Raw genomic sequence first — 18,149 nt, forward strand, 5'->3', positions numbered from 1 at the left:
AATTATATGAGTTCAGTGCTTGAGCTTTCCGCGCCATCGGCCCCAAGCCATGGTCTCGCAAGCCTTCGACGCAGAGCGTCAATCGCCGAGATAGGCAGTTTACGCCGGTTAGCGCCGAATTTCGCTGGGACACCTTGGGCAGTAATAAAAGCGGCGGTGTAGCGAGCAGATTCCTCAATCGGAGCGCCGTCGATATATAGTCGGTCAATACGGCGGCCTTTATCATTCTCCGCTTTGAAGACGAGCCGCACGCCGCGCATCCTTTTGATATAGCCGCCCATCTGCTCATACGGATCCGACGCAAAGGTTCGCTCGAGATTTTCCTCCAGCATTTCGCGGATTTCCGCGCCGGTAACGTCCACAACCGAAACAGGTGGGTCCACCGGCACCATGTTCCAAAGGTCGTTCATCGTGATCGGTCCAAGCGCGATCGGTGCGCCGTAACGCCAGCCATTAGAAAAGGCGATCGGCGTTCCCGCTGCCTCGGCAATAGCTTCGAGCAACAGGTCATCCATCGGACTGTTGAGCATCGCATACCGATGCAGCGCGACGTCCGTGTGCCCGACGACCTCGCTCATCGACTGCCTTTCGCTTGCGAGAGCCGCGGCGACAGCATCCGCCAGGCCCGGATCGCTCGCAACGCTGTCATCGACGGGTATCAGGCGATGGCGCCAGCCCTGAATGCCATTTTCCGAAACATCCAGATCGAGCCGCCCGACATAGGAGCCATGACAGCCAGACTGGAAGATGATCGCTCCATTGACGACGACGGCGTTTTCCATGCGGTTATGGGTGTGGCCGCTGACGATCACGTCGATTCCGGCCACGTCCTTGGCCAGTTGCACATCCTGCGGAAAACCGAGGTGGGACAGGACCACAATCAGATCGGCATCCTGCCGCAGCCGTTCAATATGGCCGGGCAGTTCGGCATTGCCCGTGACAAAGCGAAGCCCCTTGCTGAAAGATGGCGGCATCGTCTTGTCCACAATCGGGCAGGCTAGGCCGACAATGCCTATCCGCACCCCGTTGCGTTCGATGATGGTCGAGGGCGGCATAAACAATTCGCTACTGTCTTCGCAGAAGATATTTGCAGCGAGCATAGGGTGGGCCAGCTCGCTCGATATCTCAGCCACACGTTCCGGGCCGTAGGCAAACTCCCAGTGTAGCGTCATCGCGTCGAAGCCCAGCGCGTTGATCAGTGGCACCATCGCCCGTGCCCGATCCTGCACGGCGAAATGGGTGCCGTGGAACGTGTCGCCATTATCCAGCGCGATCACTCCGCCGGGATTTTCCTGCCGTGCCTGGTCGAACAGAGTCTTGATTCGCGCCAGCCCACCCATCTGCGCGAACTGGAAATCGCCATGCGCATCGCGCCGCAGTTCGGAATGGGGCTCCACATAGCCGTGCAGATCATTCAGTTGCAAAATGGTCAGGTTTGTCATGGCGGCTCAAACCCCTTCCGCGATCAGCGCTGCGGCATCCAGTCCCCATGCGGGCACTTTGCCATCTGCGGCAAAGAACATGTCGCGATATCGCATTTTCAGAAAATAGGGCACGCGCCCCATCTTCAATATTTGGCGGTCACCGCCGAACCAGCTGTTGGAATGTATCCAGAACGCCTTCCCATCGCCCATATCGCCGATGCACAGCACCTCGGGCTTCAGCGGAACGTCAGCCTTTTCGGCATCCACGGTGCCGAAAATCTTGCCAAGTTGAAGCCCGATGATGTCTGATTGCTGATGTCCGATGGCGCCCAATTTGGGCACCGTAACAGCGGCGCAATCGCCACAGGCGAACACTTCGGGGTGGTCAGGGTTGCGCATCAGCAGGTCGGTTTTGATAAACCCTTCGGAATCGCTGACAGGCAGGCCTTTGACAAAGTCGTGCGCTACCCAGTCGGGGAAAATGATCTTCACCTCTGCCGGCAAGGTGCGGCCATCGGCAAACTCGATGGCGTCGGCCGTCAGTCGCGTGATATCCTGCGTGTTGTTCCAGTAGTTGAAGCCCATCTTGGTCGCGAGTGTCAGGAGTTGTTTGACGACATCCTCGCCTGCGTCTTCCGCGATCATGGGGGCTGGCGTAAAGACAGTGACGTTTTCGGGGCCGCCAAGTTTCCGATCCTTGAGCCAGGTCGCCATCGACATCATGACCTCGACGGGAGGCCCTTCACAGGCGGCAAGCGCCCGCGGGATCGATCCGCCGGGATAGGGTTCCAGACCGTCAGCTCCGTCCCCTTGGTGGAACCTTGCCGATCCGATCGCGATCGGGCCGCCTGCGTAGCGGGTGTTGAGATAGCGGCGCAGCTGCTCCCCGTGATACAGGTCGCTGACGGTGTGGCCATGCTCGGCGAAACCCTCGATCCGGTCATAAGCAAGCCGGGCACCCAGTGCGAAGATGACATAATCATAATGTTCGACATGATCTTCGGCGCCACCCCGTTCTGCGGGCCTGAAGGTTACATTGCGCGCTGCGATGTCGACAGCAGTGACTTCCCCATGGATAAAATCGATCTCATCCTTTGCCAGAATGGGCACCAGATCCATCCGCTGGTGCAGCGCTGGGTTGCGATCTTCGAACACGTCAGCCGGGATGTTGGGAATGAACAGCAGATAGCTTTTGCGATCGATTACGGTGATGCGCGCCTTGTCCCCCACATATTGCCGCACCTTCTGTGCGCAGGCCAACCCGGCAAAATTGCCGCCAAGAATGAGGACATGGGGGCGACCATCATAGTGTGGCATAGTAATCTCCTTGGCCGTCGCGGGTGGCGATACGTTAGTACAACGAATATCGCGCGCGCGTTGCAGCCCCGCATGATAGCCTTGCAGCTTAAGGCATCCTTACCACTCGCGGATGCGGCAAGATCCGCGCTGCGCGGCAGCAAATTTATAGTTCTGGCATAAGCCTGCCTTAAGGTAGTGCCGCTTTTGACCTCCCCGACGGGAGGCTCAAAACCATGACCAATTCATCAGGGCGCGGCGAACGATGATCGCGCTAGTGCGCACCGCGCTGACGAAACCGCTGACTTTTATCGTGATGGCCGTGATGATCTTCGGCATTGGGGTATTGTCTATCCTGCGGATGCCGGTGGACATCTTCCCGCGCATCGGCGTGCCGGTGATTGCGACGGCATGGACCTATACCGGCCTGTCCCCGCAGGACATGGCCGGGCGCATCGTCACGCCGTATGAACGCGTGCTGACAAATGCGGTCAACGATATCGAGAGGATCGAAAGCCAGTCCCTGAACGGGGTCGCAGTGGTGAAGATCTATTTCCAACCGGGCGTCGACATCCGCACGGCCACGGCACAGGTCACCTCCATTTCGCAAACCATCCTGCGCCAGCTGCCGCCGGGCATCACCCCGCCCATGATCGTCAATTACGACGCCTCGACCGTGCCCATCCTGCAACTGGCCTTGTCGGGAAAGGGCTTGAGCGAACAGCAGCTATTCGATCTGGGATTGAACCAGGTCCGTCCGCTATTAGTCACGGTGCCCGGGGTAGCCATGCCATTCCCTTCTGGCGGGAAGCAGCGCCAGATGCAGATCGATGTTGATCCGGCCGCGTTGCAGGCGCGTGGCCTTTCTGCGCAAGACGTAGCGAACGCGCTGACCGCGCAGACGCAAATCAGCCCGGTCGGCTTCGCCAAAATCGGCGACCTGCAGTATAATGTCCGCCTGAACAACGCCCCGGCATCGGTCGAGCAACTGAACAATCTGCCGGTGAAGGTGGTGGACGGCGCCACCATCCTGATGCGCGATATCGCACAGGTGCGCGACGGGTCCGCACCGCAGATCAACGTGGTCCATGTGGATGGGCAGCGATCCGCTTTGATGACCGTGCTTAAAAGCGGTAGCGCATCCACACTCGCCATTGTCGACGGGATCAAGCGGCGCCTGCCGCAGGCGCTGGCAGGCCTGCCCGATACGCTGAAAGTGACAGCAATAGGTGACCAGTCAGAACTGGTCAAAGCGGCGGTTTCGTCGGTGGTGACCGAAGGCGCTCTCGCTGCCCTACTGACCTCGCTCATGATTCTGCTTTTCCTTGGATCGTGGCGATCGACCATCATCATCGTCACGGCCATCCCGCTGGCGATCCTGGGTTCCATTGCCGGTCTGGGCGCGGTGGGCCACACGCTGAACCTGATGACGCTGAGCGGGCTGGTGCTGGCGATCGGCATTCTGGTGGACGATGCCACTGTCACGATCGAAAACATCAACTGGCATCTGGAACAAGGCAAGAGCGTGATCGCTGCCATCCTGGATGGTGCGGCACAGATCGTGAAACCGGCACTGGTCGCGTTGCTGAGCATCTGCATCGTTTTCGTGCCGATGTTCTTTCTGCCCGGCATTGCGGGCTTCCTGTTCGTGCCGCTGGCGCTGGCGGTGATATTCGCCTTGCTCACGTCCTTCGTGCTCGCCCGCACGCTGGTGCCGACCATGGCGATGTTCCTGCTGCACCCGCATGATGAGGAAGCAAAGACCCGCCCAACGCGCAATATATTCGTTCGTTTTCAGCGCGGGTTCGACCAATGGTTCGAGCGGATGCGCGCGCGTTATGGCCAGTTGCTGCGCCGCGTGCTGGATGTTCGCCGCGGCTTTGCCATGGTCTTTCTAAGCGTCATGCTTCTGTCGCTGGCGCTGGTGCCGTTGCTTGGTCGGGACTTCTTCCCGGCGGTGGATGCCGGTCAAATCGCCCTGCATGTGCGGACGCCTGCGGGGACGCGGATCGAACAGAGTTCCGCCACTTTCGCGCAGGTGCAACAACATATCCGCAGCGTGATCCCCGATGCGGAAATCGAAACGATGGTCGATAATATTGGCATCTCTCTGGCGGCGCTGAACAATATTTATGCCAATTCCGGCACGGTCGGCTCTAATGAAGGCGATATCCTGATCACTTTGTCAAAGGATCACGGGGATACGAATGAATATGTGCATGCATTGCGCCACCAGTTACCGCTCAAATTCCCAGGCGTCGATTTTGCTTTCCTGCCGGCAGACATGACGAGCCAGATTCTCAATTTCGGATCGCCAGCCCCTCTCGATATCCAGATACGCGGGCGCAACATCCCGGAAAATCAGCGATATGCGCAAAAACTGTTGAAACGCGTGCGGCAGATTCCGGGGCTGGCCGACGCGCGCATTCAGCAATCGACCCGCTATCCCCAACTGAATGTCGATGTCGACCGCGCACGCATCGCGCAATATGGCCTAAGCCAGCGGGATGTGACGGCCAGCCTTGGCACTGCGCTTGCCGGTACGGCGCAAAGCTCGCCCGTATTCTACCTCAACCCGGAAAACGGCGTGTCCTATCCTGTCGTGGCGCAATTGCCGGAACGGGACGTAGGCTCCGTCGCCGATCTGGCCGCGCTGCCGGTCGCAGGCAGCGTCGATGCAGCATCGCAAACGCTTGGCGGTGTCGCACGGATCACGCGCGGCAACACACTGTCCGTGGTCAGCAAATATGACATTCAGCCGGTCATCAACATCTATGCCACCACGCAAGGGCGTGATCTGGGTGCAGTTGCGACCGATGTGAACGCCGCCATCGTCGCGCTGGAAAAGGACCTGCCGAAAGCATCCACCGTCACACTGCGCGGCCAATATGAAACGATGAACATAGCCTTCACCGGCCTCGCATTCGGCCTGATCGCGGCGATCGTGCTGATCTATCTGGTGATCGTGGTGAACTTCCAGAACTGGATCGATCCGCTTGTAATCATCGGCGCGTTGCCCGCCGCATTGGCAGGCATTGCGTGGATGCTGTTCCTGACCGGCACCACTTTGTCCGTACCGGCACTGATCGGCGCGATCATGGCAATGGGCGTATCCACTGCCAATGCCATCCTCGTCGTCAGTTTCGCGCGCGAAAGGCTGGCGGAAACGGGCAATGCTGCAACGGCCGCACTGGAAGCGGGCATGGTGCGCCTGCGCCCGGTGCTGATGACCGCGCTGGTAATGATCATCGGCATGTCGCCCATGGCGCTGGCCCTGGGCGAAGGGGCGGAACAGAACGCGCCGCTGGGCCGGGCGGTGATCGGCGGTTTGGCGTTCGCCACAATCGCCACGCTGGTGCTGGTGCCCGCGCTCTTCGCGCTGGCCCACCGCAAGGGCGCCCCGAAAACCCGCACTATCGAACTGGAACCGAGCCATGTCTGATCCCACCCCATCACGGACTTCATCGCGAAAGGGCCGCCTTTATGGTGCGGCGGCAGTTGTTGGCATTGCGCTGCTGGTGGGTGGCGGCATCGTTGCCCGCAATGCGGACCATACCGAACAAGCGGAATTCGCCCGCGCCAATGCATTGCCGACCGTCAATGTCTTGCACCCACAACCGGCGGAAGCAGGCGCAATTCATCTACCCGGCATGTTGGAACCAGATAACGAAGCCGCCATCCATGCTCGCGCCAGCGGCTATGTGGCGCAGCGACTGGTCGATATTGGCGATCATGTGCGTGCGGGGCAGGTTCTGGCCGTGCTGGACGCGCCGGAGGTGAAACAACAACTGGCACAGGCGCAAGCGGACCTGCGCACGGCAGAAGCCAACCGTGGACTGGCGCAAACTACGGCCGTACGTTGGGACGCGCTGCGCGCGAAGGACGCGGTATCGCAACAGGAAACCGATGAAAAGAGCGGGCGGCTAGCGGCGGCAACGGCCCTTGCCAGTTCGGCCCGTGCCAATGTCGAACGATTGCGCGCCACACTCGGCTTCACCCGTGTTGTGGCACCTTTTGCAGGCCGGGTGACCAGCCGCAACGCGGAAATAGGCGCCCTGGTGAATGCGGGCAACGGCGCGGCCAGCCCCCTGTTCACCATTGCAGATGACCGCCGACTGCGCCTGCGCGTCCGTGTGCCCCAGGCCTTGTCAGGACAGCTGACGCGGGGCGTGGTGGCCAGTCTGACCGTACCGGAATATCCGGGCGAGCGTTTCGACGCCGCACTGGTACGCACAGCAGGTGCGGTGGACCGGGCATCGGGCACGGTACTGGCCGAGTTCGAGGTGAACAATACTGGCCAGCGGCTGAAGCCGGGCGGCTATGCCGAAGTGGCCATCCCCATGGCGGCGGGCACCGCCGTAACACTGCCTGCCAGTGCGCTGATTGTCACACCGAAGGGAACGATGGTGGGGCTGGTCGATCGCGAAGGGCGCGTGACGATGCGCCAGGTTATGATCGGACGGGACGATGGCGCCAGCGTGCAGATCGCTTCCGGCCTGACCCCGCAGGCCCGCGTGATCGCCACTCCTCCAGAAGCGCTGTCACAAGGCGATCGGGTTCGCATCGTCCGCAACCGGGGGAAAGGTACTGCCAATGCGCAGAATTAACCTCGCCGCGCCCGCCTTGCTGTTGATGGCGGGCTGTTCCATGGCGCCGCCACTCAATATTCCGGCCACGCCGGTGGCGGAAAGTTACAAATATGGCGCACGCTGGCAGGATGCCGCGCCGGCGGATCGGCAGCCGCGAGGGCAATGGTGGCGTGATTTCGACGACCCTGTACTGGACGACCTGATCGCGCGGGCGGACGAGGGCAGCCCAAGCCTTGCCGCAGCAGTAGCCCGGCTTGACCGCGCGCGGGCGGAGGCGCGCCTTGCGGGGTCGGATCTTGTCCCCACGCTGGATGCCCGCACGGCCATTTCGCGCGAACGGCTTTCCGCTGGACGGCCCATCGGTCCCGGCGTTCCGATAACGGCGGACCAATATATTCTGGGCGGTGCGCTGAACTATGAAATCGACCTGTGGGGCCGGGTGCGCGACAGCATCCGGGCTAGCGAAGCGGACGCGGGAGTCGAAGCGGCCAGTCTCGCCTCCGTCCGCCTCAGCCTTCATGGCGCGCTGGCGGATGCCTATTTCCAGTTGCGTGGACTTGACCGGGAAGGTGCCCTGCTGCGCCGCACAGTCGACGCTTACGAAGCGTCAGACGCACTGATCCGCATCCGCCATGAAGGCGGCATCGCATCGGGCGTGGATCGCAGTCGGTCGCAGACGCAACTCGCCAATGCACAAGCGCTGTTCCGGCAGATCGCGGCACGCCGGGCGACGCTGGAAAACCGCATCGCAACACTGATTGGCATGATACCCGGGCAATTTGCCGTCGCCCCCGCCGATAGCATTGGGGCTTTGCCCACCATTGCGCCGGGCCTGCCATCCACCCTGCTCGAACGGCGACCTGACATTGCCGGGGCACAGCGGCGGCTAATTGCTGCCAATGCCCGCATCGGCGTGGCGAAGGCGGCCCGGTTCCCCCGCATCGATCTGGCATTGGCCGGTGGTTTTCAGGCCAGTGGTGCGCCCCTTGTCAGCGCCCCAACCGGATATTGGGCGCTGGGACCATTGTCGGCGGTGCTCCACCTGTTTGATGGCGGGCGGCAGCGGGCGCGGGTTGCCGTCAGCGAGGCGGAATACAACATCCTCGCCGCCAATTACCGCGAAACAGTGCTGAATGCCTTCCAGGAAGTAGAGGATTCGCTGGCCAGCAACGCGGCGCTGGCGGCCGAGGAAGCCGACCGGCGGCGGGCCGCGCAGGCCGCTGCGCGCGGGGAAGAACTGGCGTTGGACCGTTATCGCGATGGCGCGGCGGACTATCTGGAAGTCGTTACCGCACAAACTGCCGCCCTGGCTGCGCAACAGGCCTTCATCACTGTGCAGACAGCGCGGCAGCGGGCAGCGATCACCCTTGTTCGCGCGCTTGGCGGCGGGACGGACAGGGTCGAACCAGCCGGTGGCTGATACGGATACGGATCCGGCTGAGGCTAGCCGGGCTGCAGCGCGACGAGATCGATCAGTGCGGACATCCCGCCATGGCCGCTGCCTTCACGAATATCCGCATCGTAGCTTCGCAGGGAAATGATATCCCACCCGGCGAAGGCGTCGCGCAGCATGCTTTCGGTATAGAGGTTGTCCTCCACTTTCGGCCCGCCGGTGCCATATTCCAGCTGTTCCGGGCGATAGCCTTCCAGCAGCAGAATGCCGCCGGGCCGCAAAGTTCTGGCAAAGCCGGCGAACATCTTGGCCCGCAATATGGGATCGGCAAATTGCACGAAGATCGCCACGACCGCGTCAAATGCAGCCTCCGGCCAGTCGTAGGCGGCCAGATCAACCTGCTCCAGCGTCAAGGAAACTCCACGCTGTTGCGCCAGCCTGCGCGCCTTCGCGATTCCGGCGGCGGATATGTCGGTTGCGGTAACATCCAGGCCCTGTTGGGCCAGATAGACCCCATTGCGCCCTTCCCCATCGGCCACCGCCAGCACCCGCCCGCCTCGCGTCAAACGGCCCGCTTCACGGCGCACAAATGCATTGGGCTCGGTTCCAAAGACATAGTCTTCCGAAGCGAAGCGACTGTCCCAGAATGCGGCTGAATCCATACGATCAGTCATGCGCTGCCTTCCATGCTCCCATCGAACCAAGATAGATGTCGAGCTTTTCAAAACCGCGGCTGGCCAGCCACCCTGCGGCGACCGTCGCGCGCATGCCGCTGGCGCACATCAGGGTGTAATGGCGCTTCTTGTCCAGTTCCTGCCAACGGTCGTTAAGCTGGCCGACATAGATATGGTGCGATCCGTCGATGGCAGATTTGGCCCGTTCGTCTGCATCGCGCACATCCAGCAATGTCCACCCTTCAACACCACCCAAACGGTTTTCGACTTCGTCCGTATCGATCATGGGCGTCTGCTGCATCATTACGCCTTTCGCCGCGGCAGGCACCATGCCGACATAGCCACCCACCACATTATCCAGCGCGATCCGCACCAGATGTTCCAGCGCGGCGGCGAGTTGATCTTCATCTGAAGCGATCAGGGCGACGCTTTCCCCTTCGCGGATGAACCAGCCAGCAAATGCGGAAATCATATCCACGGGCAGGCTCATCGCGCCAGGCAGATGGCCCGAGGCATAGGCCATGGGTTCGCGGACATCGACCAGATGATCCGCTTCGCAGTCCCCTAACTGCGCGAGCGAAAGGCGGCGCGGGCGCATCACCGGCGGCGGCGCACTGCCCCCTTCCACGTTCAGCCGTTCCATCAGCCGAAAATAGGGCGGTTGATAGTGGTTCTCGTTGACTTTTAACCGAATGAATTCCTCGCGATCCGTGATCAGGAGGCGCGGATTGTTGAGCCGCTCGTGCCCGATGGTGGAGAACTCGCGATCGGCCATGCCTGATCCGCAGACCGAGCCGGCACCGTGCGCCGGATAGATGATGGCCTGATCGCCGAGCGCCAGCAGCTTGCGGAGGGAATCGAACAGCAGCCCGGCCACTTCCTCGCGCCGGTCGGGATAAAAATCAGTGCGGCCGACATCGCCAACGAACATGGCGTCGCCAGTGAACACGCCCACCGCCTTGTCCGGATAGGCGGTATCAAACAGCGCATAGGCCAGATGGTCATCCGTATGGCCGGGTGTTTCCATGGCCCGGATTTCCAGTTGGCCAACGGCATAACAATCACCGTCCCGCGCTGTCGTCGCATAAACTATGGGCCGCTCCGGGTTTGGCCCATGCAGCACTTTTGCACCCGTCATGCCGGCGAGCACTGGCGCGCCAGATACAAGATCTTCGTTACGATGAGTCTCGAAGATATGCGTGATCTCAAGCCCTGCTGCACGCGCCTTCTCCAGGTAGATGGTGCAGTCGCGGCGTGGGTCGATCACGGCTGCCTGCCCGCCCGACCCCACCAGATAGGACAGGTGGGAAAGGCCCGGCGTCTTGATCTTTTCCAGCAGCATAGTTCTTTCCTTCTGGTATGGGTTTCGCGCCGCGACGACTGCTATTGTCAGTCTGAAACGAGCGGCCATCCCTGGCGTTGCAGGAGGACCAGCGTCGTCATCGCGGACAGATCGAGAGTGACCGCCGGATCAATGTCCTCCCGCGCAATGCCCTGTCCAGCGGTGGCCTGGCCACAGACATGGATTTCAACGCCAGCTCGCTTGAGTGCGGCAATCAGCGGCGTGTTTGGGTTGGTGGAGTTGAACCGCTTTTGATAGGCTTCTTCACGCAGAATCAGCGGTGTGGCTGGCCCGTGGATGATGACCTTGATATCGCCCGGTTTGGTGGAAACGCCGCTCGATGCGAGCAGATTGAGATAGCGCGCGACCCTGTCGAGACTACGGTTGACCCCGTTTGGCCCACGTGCCTCGCCGGTGATTTCGAACAGCGCACGCATATCATCCGTCGCGGCGGGACGGTTGGCAACCTGCGCCATGGGCGCAATCGCGCCATAGTCCGCGACCGCCGGGTGCCTCGCAACTTGAGCGGATGCGGGCATGCAAACAACCAATGTGGCGGCGCCCCCCAGAATGAGTAATTTGTTATAAATGCTCATCATCTGTCTTTCCCTCCGACTCATTGGCTAGCCCGATCAGCATCTCGCTGCTTAACATCTGCGGCAACTCCCGAACCGGACTTTTCGACGGCGCGTAGAGATAGTAAGGGATCGAATTGCGGCCGCGGCTGGCGAGGAAGCGCGTGATCTCTGGATCGCCCCGCGTCCAGTCGGCAACGAGCATCGTCACGCCCGCCTTCGCGAATGCCGCTTGCGTGTCCGCCCGGTCGATCGCCACTCGCTTGTTGACTTGGCAGACAAGGCACCAGTCTGCTGTGAAATCGACAAAGACCGGCACGCCCTGCGCGCGCAACTCAGAAAGGCGCGCCTCACTGAACATTTGTGCTCCGGTATCTGCGGGAGCGGTCGCGGCGGCCGGGCGCGGCAGCTCTACGGCAATCGCGACCAGGAGCGCCGCCATCACCGGTGCCAGCCCGACCATGGCGGAGCGCCCCCCGCTTTGTCGCAAGCCCACCCACCATAATCCCACCGCGGCCAGCGCGGCGATCAGCAGGCCCATCGCAAGCCCGTCCACGCCGCTTTGCCGTCCCAGGACCCAGGCAAGCCCGATCGCGGTCAGCAGCATCGGAATCGCAAGAATGCGACGGAAGGTTGCCATCCACGCGCCGGGTTTCGGCAGCCAGCGTTGAAGTCGGGGCACGAAGGCGATCAGCAGGAATGGCAGCGCCATACCAAGGCCCAGGCCTGCAAAAACCGCCAGCGCAGCTGGAACCGGCAGAACCAGTGCCGCGCCCAGCGCGACGCCCATGAAGGGGCCACTACAAGGCGTCGCGATCAGCGCAGCAAGCGCACCGGTGCCAAACGCGCCGAGGCCGCCTTTCTTCGTCATCCAATTGCCGGACAAAGAGGGGCCACTCACTTCGAACAGACCAGCCAAATTGAGCGCGATTGCCAGCGACAAGAGCATCAGCAGCAGGATCATCCGGGGATCCTGAAGCTGGAAAGACCAGCCAATGTCATGGCCCATCGCGCGGGCGCCGACCAATATTGCGCCCAGCGCCGTGGTCGTCGCTACGCTCCCGGCAAAATAGGCAAGCCCTTCCACTTTCGCGGTGTGCCGGTCAGCGCCCGATCGAGCGAGGCTCAGCGCCTTGAGCGACAGGATCGGGAACACGCAAGGCATCAGGTTGAGCAGCAACCCGCCAAGGATCGCACCGGTAAGTGCAATTCTGAACGCGCGCGTGTCGGCTGGCGCGGCACGCTTAGAGCCCTGCGCCGGAGTGGGCTTATCGACAGCGTCGGGGAGAACCGCGGCTGTGGAGGCTGGCGCCGACCGTGCTACAGGCGCCTTGGTCTTGGGGGGTTCACGGGCACCCGAAGCCATCAACGCGAAACTGCGCTTACTATCCGCAAACACGCCCCGAAAATCTGAAGGTGTGGGCGCAGCATTGTCCGATGCGGCGACAGTCACGCGCCATCCACCTTCCCGGCGCACGACGGTCTGCGGCGCCGATGCCGCGAACCAGCCATCCTGAGCGGGAAACAGGCGCACCGACGATGCATCCAGCCTGGCTTCGCCATCAATGTCGAAGCGCCAGTCTCCACCCTGACGCGCGACCACCAGTTTAAGCCTGCCTTCCACAGGCAGTGCCGCCTTGGCGGCCCGGAAAACCGGCGCCGCAGCTGCATTGGATGTTCCATCACCGGCCGTCAGCAGCAGATCGAGCGTGGCGCGTTCGGGGACACACAGCGTGTCCGAACAGGCAAGCCATGAGAGGTTGACGCGCAGCGGGATGGCAGTGCCCGGAGCAACATCGTCGTTCAGGTTCAAATCCGTAAGGAGCGTGAATGCACCTTTGTGAACATAGCTTGCCAGCCCCGCGAGCTCGAGCAGGGTTGGTGCGGGATGGCGCAGATCACCCATGGTTACGCCGTCCGGCACGGTCCAGTTCGCCTCTACCGAGAGCCCGCTGTCGCCCGGATTGACCCAATAGCCATGCCAGCCAGTGCGTGGCACCATGCGGATAGCGATGCGCGTTGTTGTGCCGGGCTTTGGGGAACCGGATTCGGCCAGCACCGACGTATTGATATTTGCCGTGCCCTGAGCGGCGATCGGTCCAGCGATGAAACCAAGCAAAGCGGCTGCGAAGAGTGCGAAAAACCTTATCGTAAGACGCGGTAGTCGATCAATCATCGTCCTGGCCGGCGTTTTCATTGTGATGCAGTTCCGTTAGGGTCGCGTCGCGCAAGCGCCACCGCCTCACGCAACCCGCGCAGATCGATGCCGCCGGGGATGAGATAGGGGCCGATCAGCATACCGGGCGTGCCTTGAAGACCCAGCATTGCTGCGTATCGGCTATTGCGATCCAGCACAGCACCGATCTCAGACTTGTGCGCGGTGAGGTCAGCCTGCAGTTTCGCCCAATCTACCCCCGCCTTGCCTGCTGCGGCGCGAATACTGTCCGATGTCAGCTTGCCTGTCGTGGTCATCAGCGCATCGTTGAACGCGGCATGCTTGCCTTGCCATTTGGAGGCGATGGCTGCCCGCGCGGCTTCGGTGGACGCAGCGCCGAAGACCGGCCAGTCACGAAAGACCAGTTTCACCTTGGGGTCTTCGTTCACCAGTGCTTCGAGCGACGGGTGGAGCTTGCGGCAAAAAGGACATTGATAGTCGGAGAAAACCACAACAGTGACATCGTGCCCCTGCGGCGCGATGGCCGGGGCAACAGGATCATTCTGGATTTGCGAGCGGATGCGCAGCGCGTCTGCGCTGGAGGTGTCGCTCGACGCCTGACGAGCTTGCGCCGGGTCGGCATCACCGCTCCAAAGCGCTACGCTGCCGGCCAGAAGCGCGGCCATGCCGATGCCAGCGGCGATTGTCAGTGTCTTCATCTCATTGGGTCCTTTGCAGATCACGCATCCCTGCGGTCAGCGCCGCCCGGGATATCTCGCCGGCGTGGAGACCGGCAATTTCGCCCGCCTCGTTGACGAACAGGGTGGTTGGAAGCGCCACCGAAGCGACAACTTTGCCCAAGACGCCGCCCGGATCAGTCACGATTGCCCCGTTGGCCAGGCCCTGCTTGGCAAGAAACGCACGGATGGCCGCAGCGTCCTCGCCTTGATTGACGAGCAGAACCGGAACTTTGGAGCTTTGCGCCACGTCGATCAGCATCGGCATTTCGCGACGGCACGGCGGACACCATGTGGCCCACAGATTGATAACCATAGGTCGCCCTGGAATGCCCAGCTCGACCGGTTTGCCATCGAGGTCCGTCAGCATCAGGCGCGGCATCGGTCGTACATCCGGTGCAATCAAGGTGGCCGCACCGAGATGAAGTACAAAAAGACCTGCGACCGTGGCGATCAGGGCAAGACCTGCAGGTTTGCGCCCCAGCATAACCAAGATGATGATCAACGCCGCCGCAGCGCCTGCCCAGACCGAGAATCCGCCCTGCCAGATTGCAAGCATGGTCCAGGGTTCGGCGATAAAGGCATCAATATTGGCAAGAATAAAGCCGATGCGCGCTGCAACCAGTCCGGCCAGCAAGGACAACCATCCGGCACGCATTGCCCTACTATCCAGCCGCGCGGCAATCACACCCGCGATCGCCAGAAACGCCCAGATCGCTGCAACAGCGATCAAACGGTCTGTAGCCATGGCAAGTGGGCCGATCTGTATGACGCCATCCATTGTGGTTCTCCTTGCCGCCCTTTCTTAAGGCAGGCTTAGCATCCGGCTTAAGGTAGCGGTAAGGCGGACAGGGAAAGGAGCAGAAATGCGGATTCTGCTTGTTGAAGATGATGATATTCTGCGCGACGGTATCGTGGTGGGGCTGGGCCTTGAGGGGTTCGAGGTCGATGCTGTGGCCTGTCTTGCCGACGCGCGCGCCGCGATAGGAGATCATGCTGGCGTCGTGCTCGATATCGGCCTGCCAGATGGTTCCGGTCTCGACCTGCTAGCGGAATGGCGACGGGCCGGCGTCGAGACCCCGGTGCTGCTGCTGACGGCGCGTGACATGGTCGCGGACCGGGTCGAGGGACTTGATCGCGGTGCCGACGATTATCTGGGCAAACCCTTCGATCTTACGGAACTATCAGCCCGCCTGCGCGCGATCATGCGTCGAGCCAGTGGCCGGGCAAGCGGCGATCTGGAACTGGGTGCGCTGATAATCAGCGAAGCGCGTAGATCAGTGGCCTTGGATGGCGAGGAAATCGCCGTGTCCCGCCGCGAGTTTGCGATCCTGCATGCTCTGGCGGAGCGCCCGGGGCACGTGCTGTCGCGCAGCCAGCTGGAAGATCGCATCTACGGCTGGCAGGAAGAAATCGAAAGCAACGCGGTGGAGGTACACATCCACAAGCTCCGTGCAAAACTCGGCCGGAGCCGGATCGAAACGGTGCGCGGAGAGGGTTACCGGATTATACGATCATGACTGCGTTACGGATCCGTCTGTTCATTCTCGTCGCCGGCGTGACCATGCTCGTCTGGGCGGGTGCAGCAGGCTGGACGAGTTTTTCAACCAGGGCTGAAGTGCAGCGTGTGCTCGACGGGCGGTTGGTGGAGGCGGCACGAATGGTCGCTGCACTCGATATTCCCGCCAGCGGACCAGTGCGGCGACTGGCCCCGGCACCTTACTCCCGCCAGTTGTCGTGCCAGATCTGGTCACTGAACGGCGCATTGATCGGTCAGTCAACCGGAGCGCCCGATGCACCGTTGGCCGGGGGCGCACCCGGTTTTTCCAGTCGCCAGATCGAAGATGAACAGTGGCGTGTCTATACACATGTCGACACAGCGCGTGGCATCAGGGTCATGGTCGGCGACAGCTTGGCGGTCCGCCAGCATCTGGTCAACGATCTGATGCTGGGCTTGCTGTTGCCCGCAGCGGTCGGGCTCGTTGCGCTCGCAGTGCTGCTTTGGTTTGGTGTCAGGAGTGGCCTTGCACCGCTCGGTCGTGTTGCCCGCGCAATCGAGCTGCGTTCGCCACAGACCCTTGAGCCGCTCGCCGTCGACCCTGTGCCCGAAGAGCTGAGGCCTCTGGTGCAGGCTATGGACGATCTGCTTAGCAGACTTGAAGGGGCCAGACGGGCCGAGCGCGACTTCGTGGCCAACGCCGCGCACGAACTCCAGACGCCGCTGGCTGGTCTCAAGACCCAGGCGGAAGTGGCCCGTCGCGCCACGGACCCGGCCATGCGGGATCATGCCCTGGAGCGCATCGCTATAGCGGTGGATCGCACCAGCCGACTGGTACGCCAGTTGCTGGAGCTGGCCCGGCAGGAAAGGCGAGAGGCGGAACCAGCCAACTGCTTCGCACGCGTGCATGACGTGGTGAACGGCGTGGTCGGCGATTATGCACATCTGGCCGCGACGGGCCGTCGATCGATCGTCACCGCCTGCGGACTCCGCGATGTCGACCTGGCAATCGATGCCGAAGCCCTTCGCCTTGCGCTGGGCAATCTGGTGGAGAACGCTCTGCACCATGGCGGCAAAGGCCCAGTCCGGATCGAGTGTGCCGCAAACGATGGACTGGAGCTGCGTGTCATCGATTGTGGGGCGGGCATCGCGGCGGATGAGGTTGAGCGTGTGCGTCGCAGGTTCGAACGTGGCCCTCGCGCCACGTCGGGCGGCACCGGGCTGGGCCTGTCGATCGTCGAGGCCGCAATCGCTCCAGCGCAGGGCGTTCTGGAATTTCGTCTGGATGATGCCGGCTTTGCCGCCGTGCTGCGCTTTCCATCAAATCGCGTCAGGATATCGAGCAATGGTGCCAGCTGACGTTCCCCCCGATCAAGGAGATGTATCTCCGCGAACGGCATTCAACCGCCGCGACTTTGTCATGCTGAGCGGATTTGCCGCAGTGGGATGGCTCGGAAGCTGGGCACTTCGCGAAACTGCGCCTTTGGCTCAGGACATGTCTTCAAATGGCAGAGCTCAAACCGCCGCAGACCAGCGGACGGGTCGGTCGGCTGGAAACCCGGATGGGTCGGTGACCGTCGTTGCGTTCAATGATTTCCTCTGTCCGATCTGCAAGGTGACCGCGCACATACTTGCAGCCGCAGTGAAGCAGGACGGTGACGTGCGGATCGAGTATCGCGATCTGGCGTTCTTCGGGCCAATGGCGGAGCGTGCCGCCCTGGTCGGCCTCGCTATGGACCGACAGAGTCTTTATCCCGCCTATCACGACCGCACGATGGCAATGCACATACCGCTGAACGAGACAGCGCTGCGCGACATCGGACACGATATAGGCGCGGATTGGGAGCAGGCCACGAAGGATCTGAAAGACCGGCGCCAGGCATTTCTAAACCGTTTGCATCAGGACGCCAATCTTGCCTTCGGTCTCGGTATCCGCGGCACACCTGCGTTCCTCGTCGAAAGCCTCCTCGCCATTGGCCGTAAGACTGAAGATGAATTTTTGGCGATCTTTGCCGAGGCTCGGGATAAGGCTCGCATCGCTGAATGACTGACCAGCTAACGCCGGTACGGTCATTGCACTATTCGTTCGCGGTCTCGCGAAGCGCAATATCGCGCTGGACGCGCGTCATTTCGCCTATAGGAATCGTCCGTGAGCTTCCCCGACAATCGATAGGCCGCGTTGTTGTTAGCGTCTGGGCTCCAGACAACGTGGTTAGAACACCCTATCGGCCGCTAGTAAGTCTGTGAAAGCCGGTTTGTTAGACGATCGACTTCACGAGGTATTGCCATCGCTATCCGATTTTGGCCATAAGTCGACCGGCCGCTCCTTGCTCAGCTGCTAGATTGCGATTGTATGCAAGTGGCATTCGCGGCGACTTCCACCGCAGCGCGTCCATGATGCCGGCCAAATCCTCCCCGCTGGCGAACAGGTCCTGATTGAGCCCGATCCGCGTCGAGTGCGCACTG

14 protein-coding genes and 1 pseudogene are annotated in these 18,149 nt (G+C 61.7%); 6 read left to right on the forward strand and 9 right to left on the reverse strand.

All coding sequences use genetic code 11. The features are described 5' to 3' along the window. Positions 1-2: 2 nt before the first annotated feature. On the reverse strand, positions 3-1,442 hold the full coding sequence (locus tag DI606_RS12430) for a 5'-nucleotidase C-terminal domain-containing protein (RefSeq protein WP_293983422.1): 1,440 nt from the start codon (positions 1,440-1,442) through the stop codon (positions 3-5). Positions 1,443-1,448: 6 nt separating this feature from the next. Further along, positions 1,449-2,741, reverse strand: coding sequence for an FAD-dependent oxidoreductase (locus DI606_RS12435; protein WP_043150839.1), 1,293 nt, complete (start codon positions 2,739-2,741; stop codon positions 1,449-1,451). A 244-nt stretch (positions 2,742-2,985) separates the two neighbouring features. Here DI606_RS12435 and DI606_RS12440 point away from each other — a divergent pair, with 244 nt between their 5' ends. The 3 genes from DI606_RS12440 to DI606_RS12450 are packed head-to-tail and all read left to right on the forward strand — an operon-like array spanning position 2,986 to position 8,729. Then, the gene (locus tag DI606_RS12440) at positions 2,986-6,162 is read left to right on the forward strand and encodes an efflux RND transporter permease subunit (protein WP_043150837.1); all 3,177 of its coding nucleotides are present in this window, start codon (positions 2,986-2,988) and stop codon (positions 6,160-6,162) included. Then, positions 6,155-7,327, forward strand: coding sequence for an efflux RND transporter periplasmic adaptor subunit (locus DI606_RS12445; protein WP_043150836.1), 1,173 nt, complete (start codon positions 6,155-6,157; stop codon positions 7,325-7,327). Before DI606_RS12440 ends, DI606_RS12445 begins: the two co-directional genes overlap by 8 nt. Beyond that, positions 7,314-8,729 (forward strand): efflux transporter outer membrane subunit, encoded by a 1,416-nt coding sequence (locus tag DI606_RS12450; RefSeq protein WP_043150834.1) that lies wholly within the window; start codon positions 7,314-7,316, stop codon positions 8,727-8,729. Before DI606_RS12445 ends, DI606_RS12450 begins: the two co-directional genes overlap by 14 nt. A gap of 23 nt (positions 8,730-8,752) precedes the next feature. Here the strand turns inward: DI606_RS12450 and DI606_RS12455 are convergent, their stop codons facing one another. From DI606_RS12455 to DI606_RS12480, 6 genes are all read right to left on the reverse strand, one after another. After that, positions 8,753-9,376: a bifunctional 2-polyprenyl-6-hydroxyphenol methylase/3-demethylubiquinol 3-O-methyltransferase UbiG gene (locus tag DI606_RS12455; protein WP_235209648.1), complete on the reverse strand. Its 624-nt coding sequence runs from the start codon at positions 9,374-9,376 to the stop codon at positions 8,753-8,755. After that, positions 9,369-10,718 (reverse strand): MBL fold metallo-hydrolase, encoded by a 1,350-nt coding sequence (locus tag DI606_RS12460; protein WP_043150829.1) that lies wholly within the window; start codon positions 10,716-10,718, stop codon positions 9,369-9,371. Before DI606_RS12460 ends, DI606_RS12455 begins: the two co-directional genes overlap by 8 nt. A gap of 47 nt (positions 10,719-10,765) precedes the next feature. Next, complete coding sequence (locus tag DI606_RS12465; protein WP_235209647.1) at positions 10,766-11,194, reverse strand: DsrE family protein; 429 nt, start codon at positions 11,192-11,194, stop codon at positions 10,766-10,768. 106 nt (positions 11,195-11,300) lie between these two features. Continuing rightward, positions 11,301-13,412, reverse strand: coding sequence for a thioredoxin family protein (locus tag DI606_RS12470; RefSeq protein WP_293983434.1), 2,112 nt, complete (start codon positions 13,410-13,412; stop codon positions 11,301-11,303). 74 nt (positions 13,413-13,486) lie between these two features. Further along, positions 13,487-14,167, reverse strand: coding sequence for a DsbA family protein (locus DI606_RS12475; protein ID WP_043150827.1), 681 nt, complete (start codon positions 14,165-14,167; stop codon positions 13,487-13,489). A 1-nt stretch (position 14,168) separates the two neighbouring features. Continuing rightward, entirely contained in the window at positions 14,169-14,966 is a 798-nt protein-coding gene (locus tag DI606_RS12480; protein WP_293983437.1) for a TlpA disulfide reductase family protein, read from the reverse strand. Positions 14,967-15,051: 85 nt separating this feature from the next. Here DI606_RS12480 and DI606_RS12485 point away from each other — a divergent pair, with 85 nt between their 5' ends. The 3 genes from DI606_RS12485 (at position 15,052) to DI606_RS12495 (ending at position 17,730) form a co-directional block, all read left to right on the forward strand. After that, on the forward strand, positions 15,052-15,705 hold the full coding sequence (locus tag DI606_RS12485; RefSeq protein WP_043150826.1) for a winged helix-turn-helix domain-containing protein: 654 nt from the start codon (positions 15,052-15,054) through the stop codon (positions 15,703-15,705). Further along, positions 15,702-17,042, forward strand: a complete 1,341-nt coding sequence (locus DI606_RS12490; RefSeq protein ID WP_293983443.1) for an ATP-binding protein — start codon at positions 15,702-15,704, stop codon at positions 17,040-17,042. The genes DI606_RS12485 and DI606_RS12490 overlap by 4 nt, the downstream gene beginning before the upstream one ends. Positions 17,043-17,178: 136 nt before the next feature. Beyond that, on the forward strand, positions 17,179-17,730 hold the full coding sequence (locus tag DI606_RS12495) for a DsbA family protein (protein ID WP_293983449.1): 552 nt from the start codon (positions 17,179-17,181) through the stop codon (positions 17,728-17,730). A gap of 244 nt (positions 17,731-17,974) precedes the next feature. Here DI606_RS12495 and DI606_RS12500 read toward each other — a convergent pair. Then, a pseudogene (locus tag DI606_RS12500) lies at positions 17,975-18,149 on the reverse strand (integrase); the annotation flags it as partial.

Source organism: Sphingobium sp. (assembly GCF_003248505.1).
Classification (GTDB): Bacteria; Pseudomonadota; Alphaproteobacteria; order Sphingomonadales; family Sphingomonadaceae; genus Sphingobium.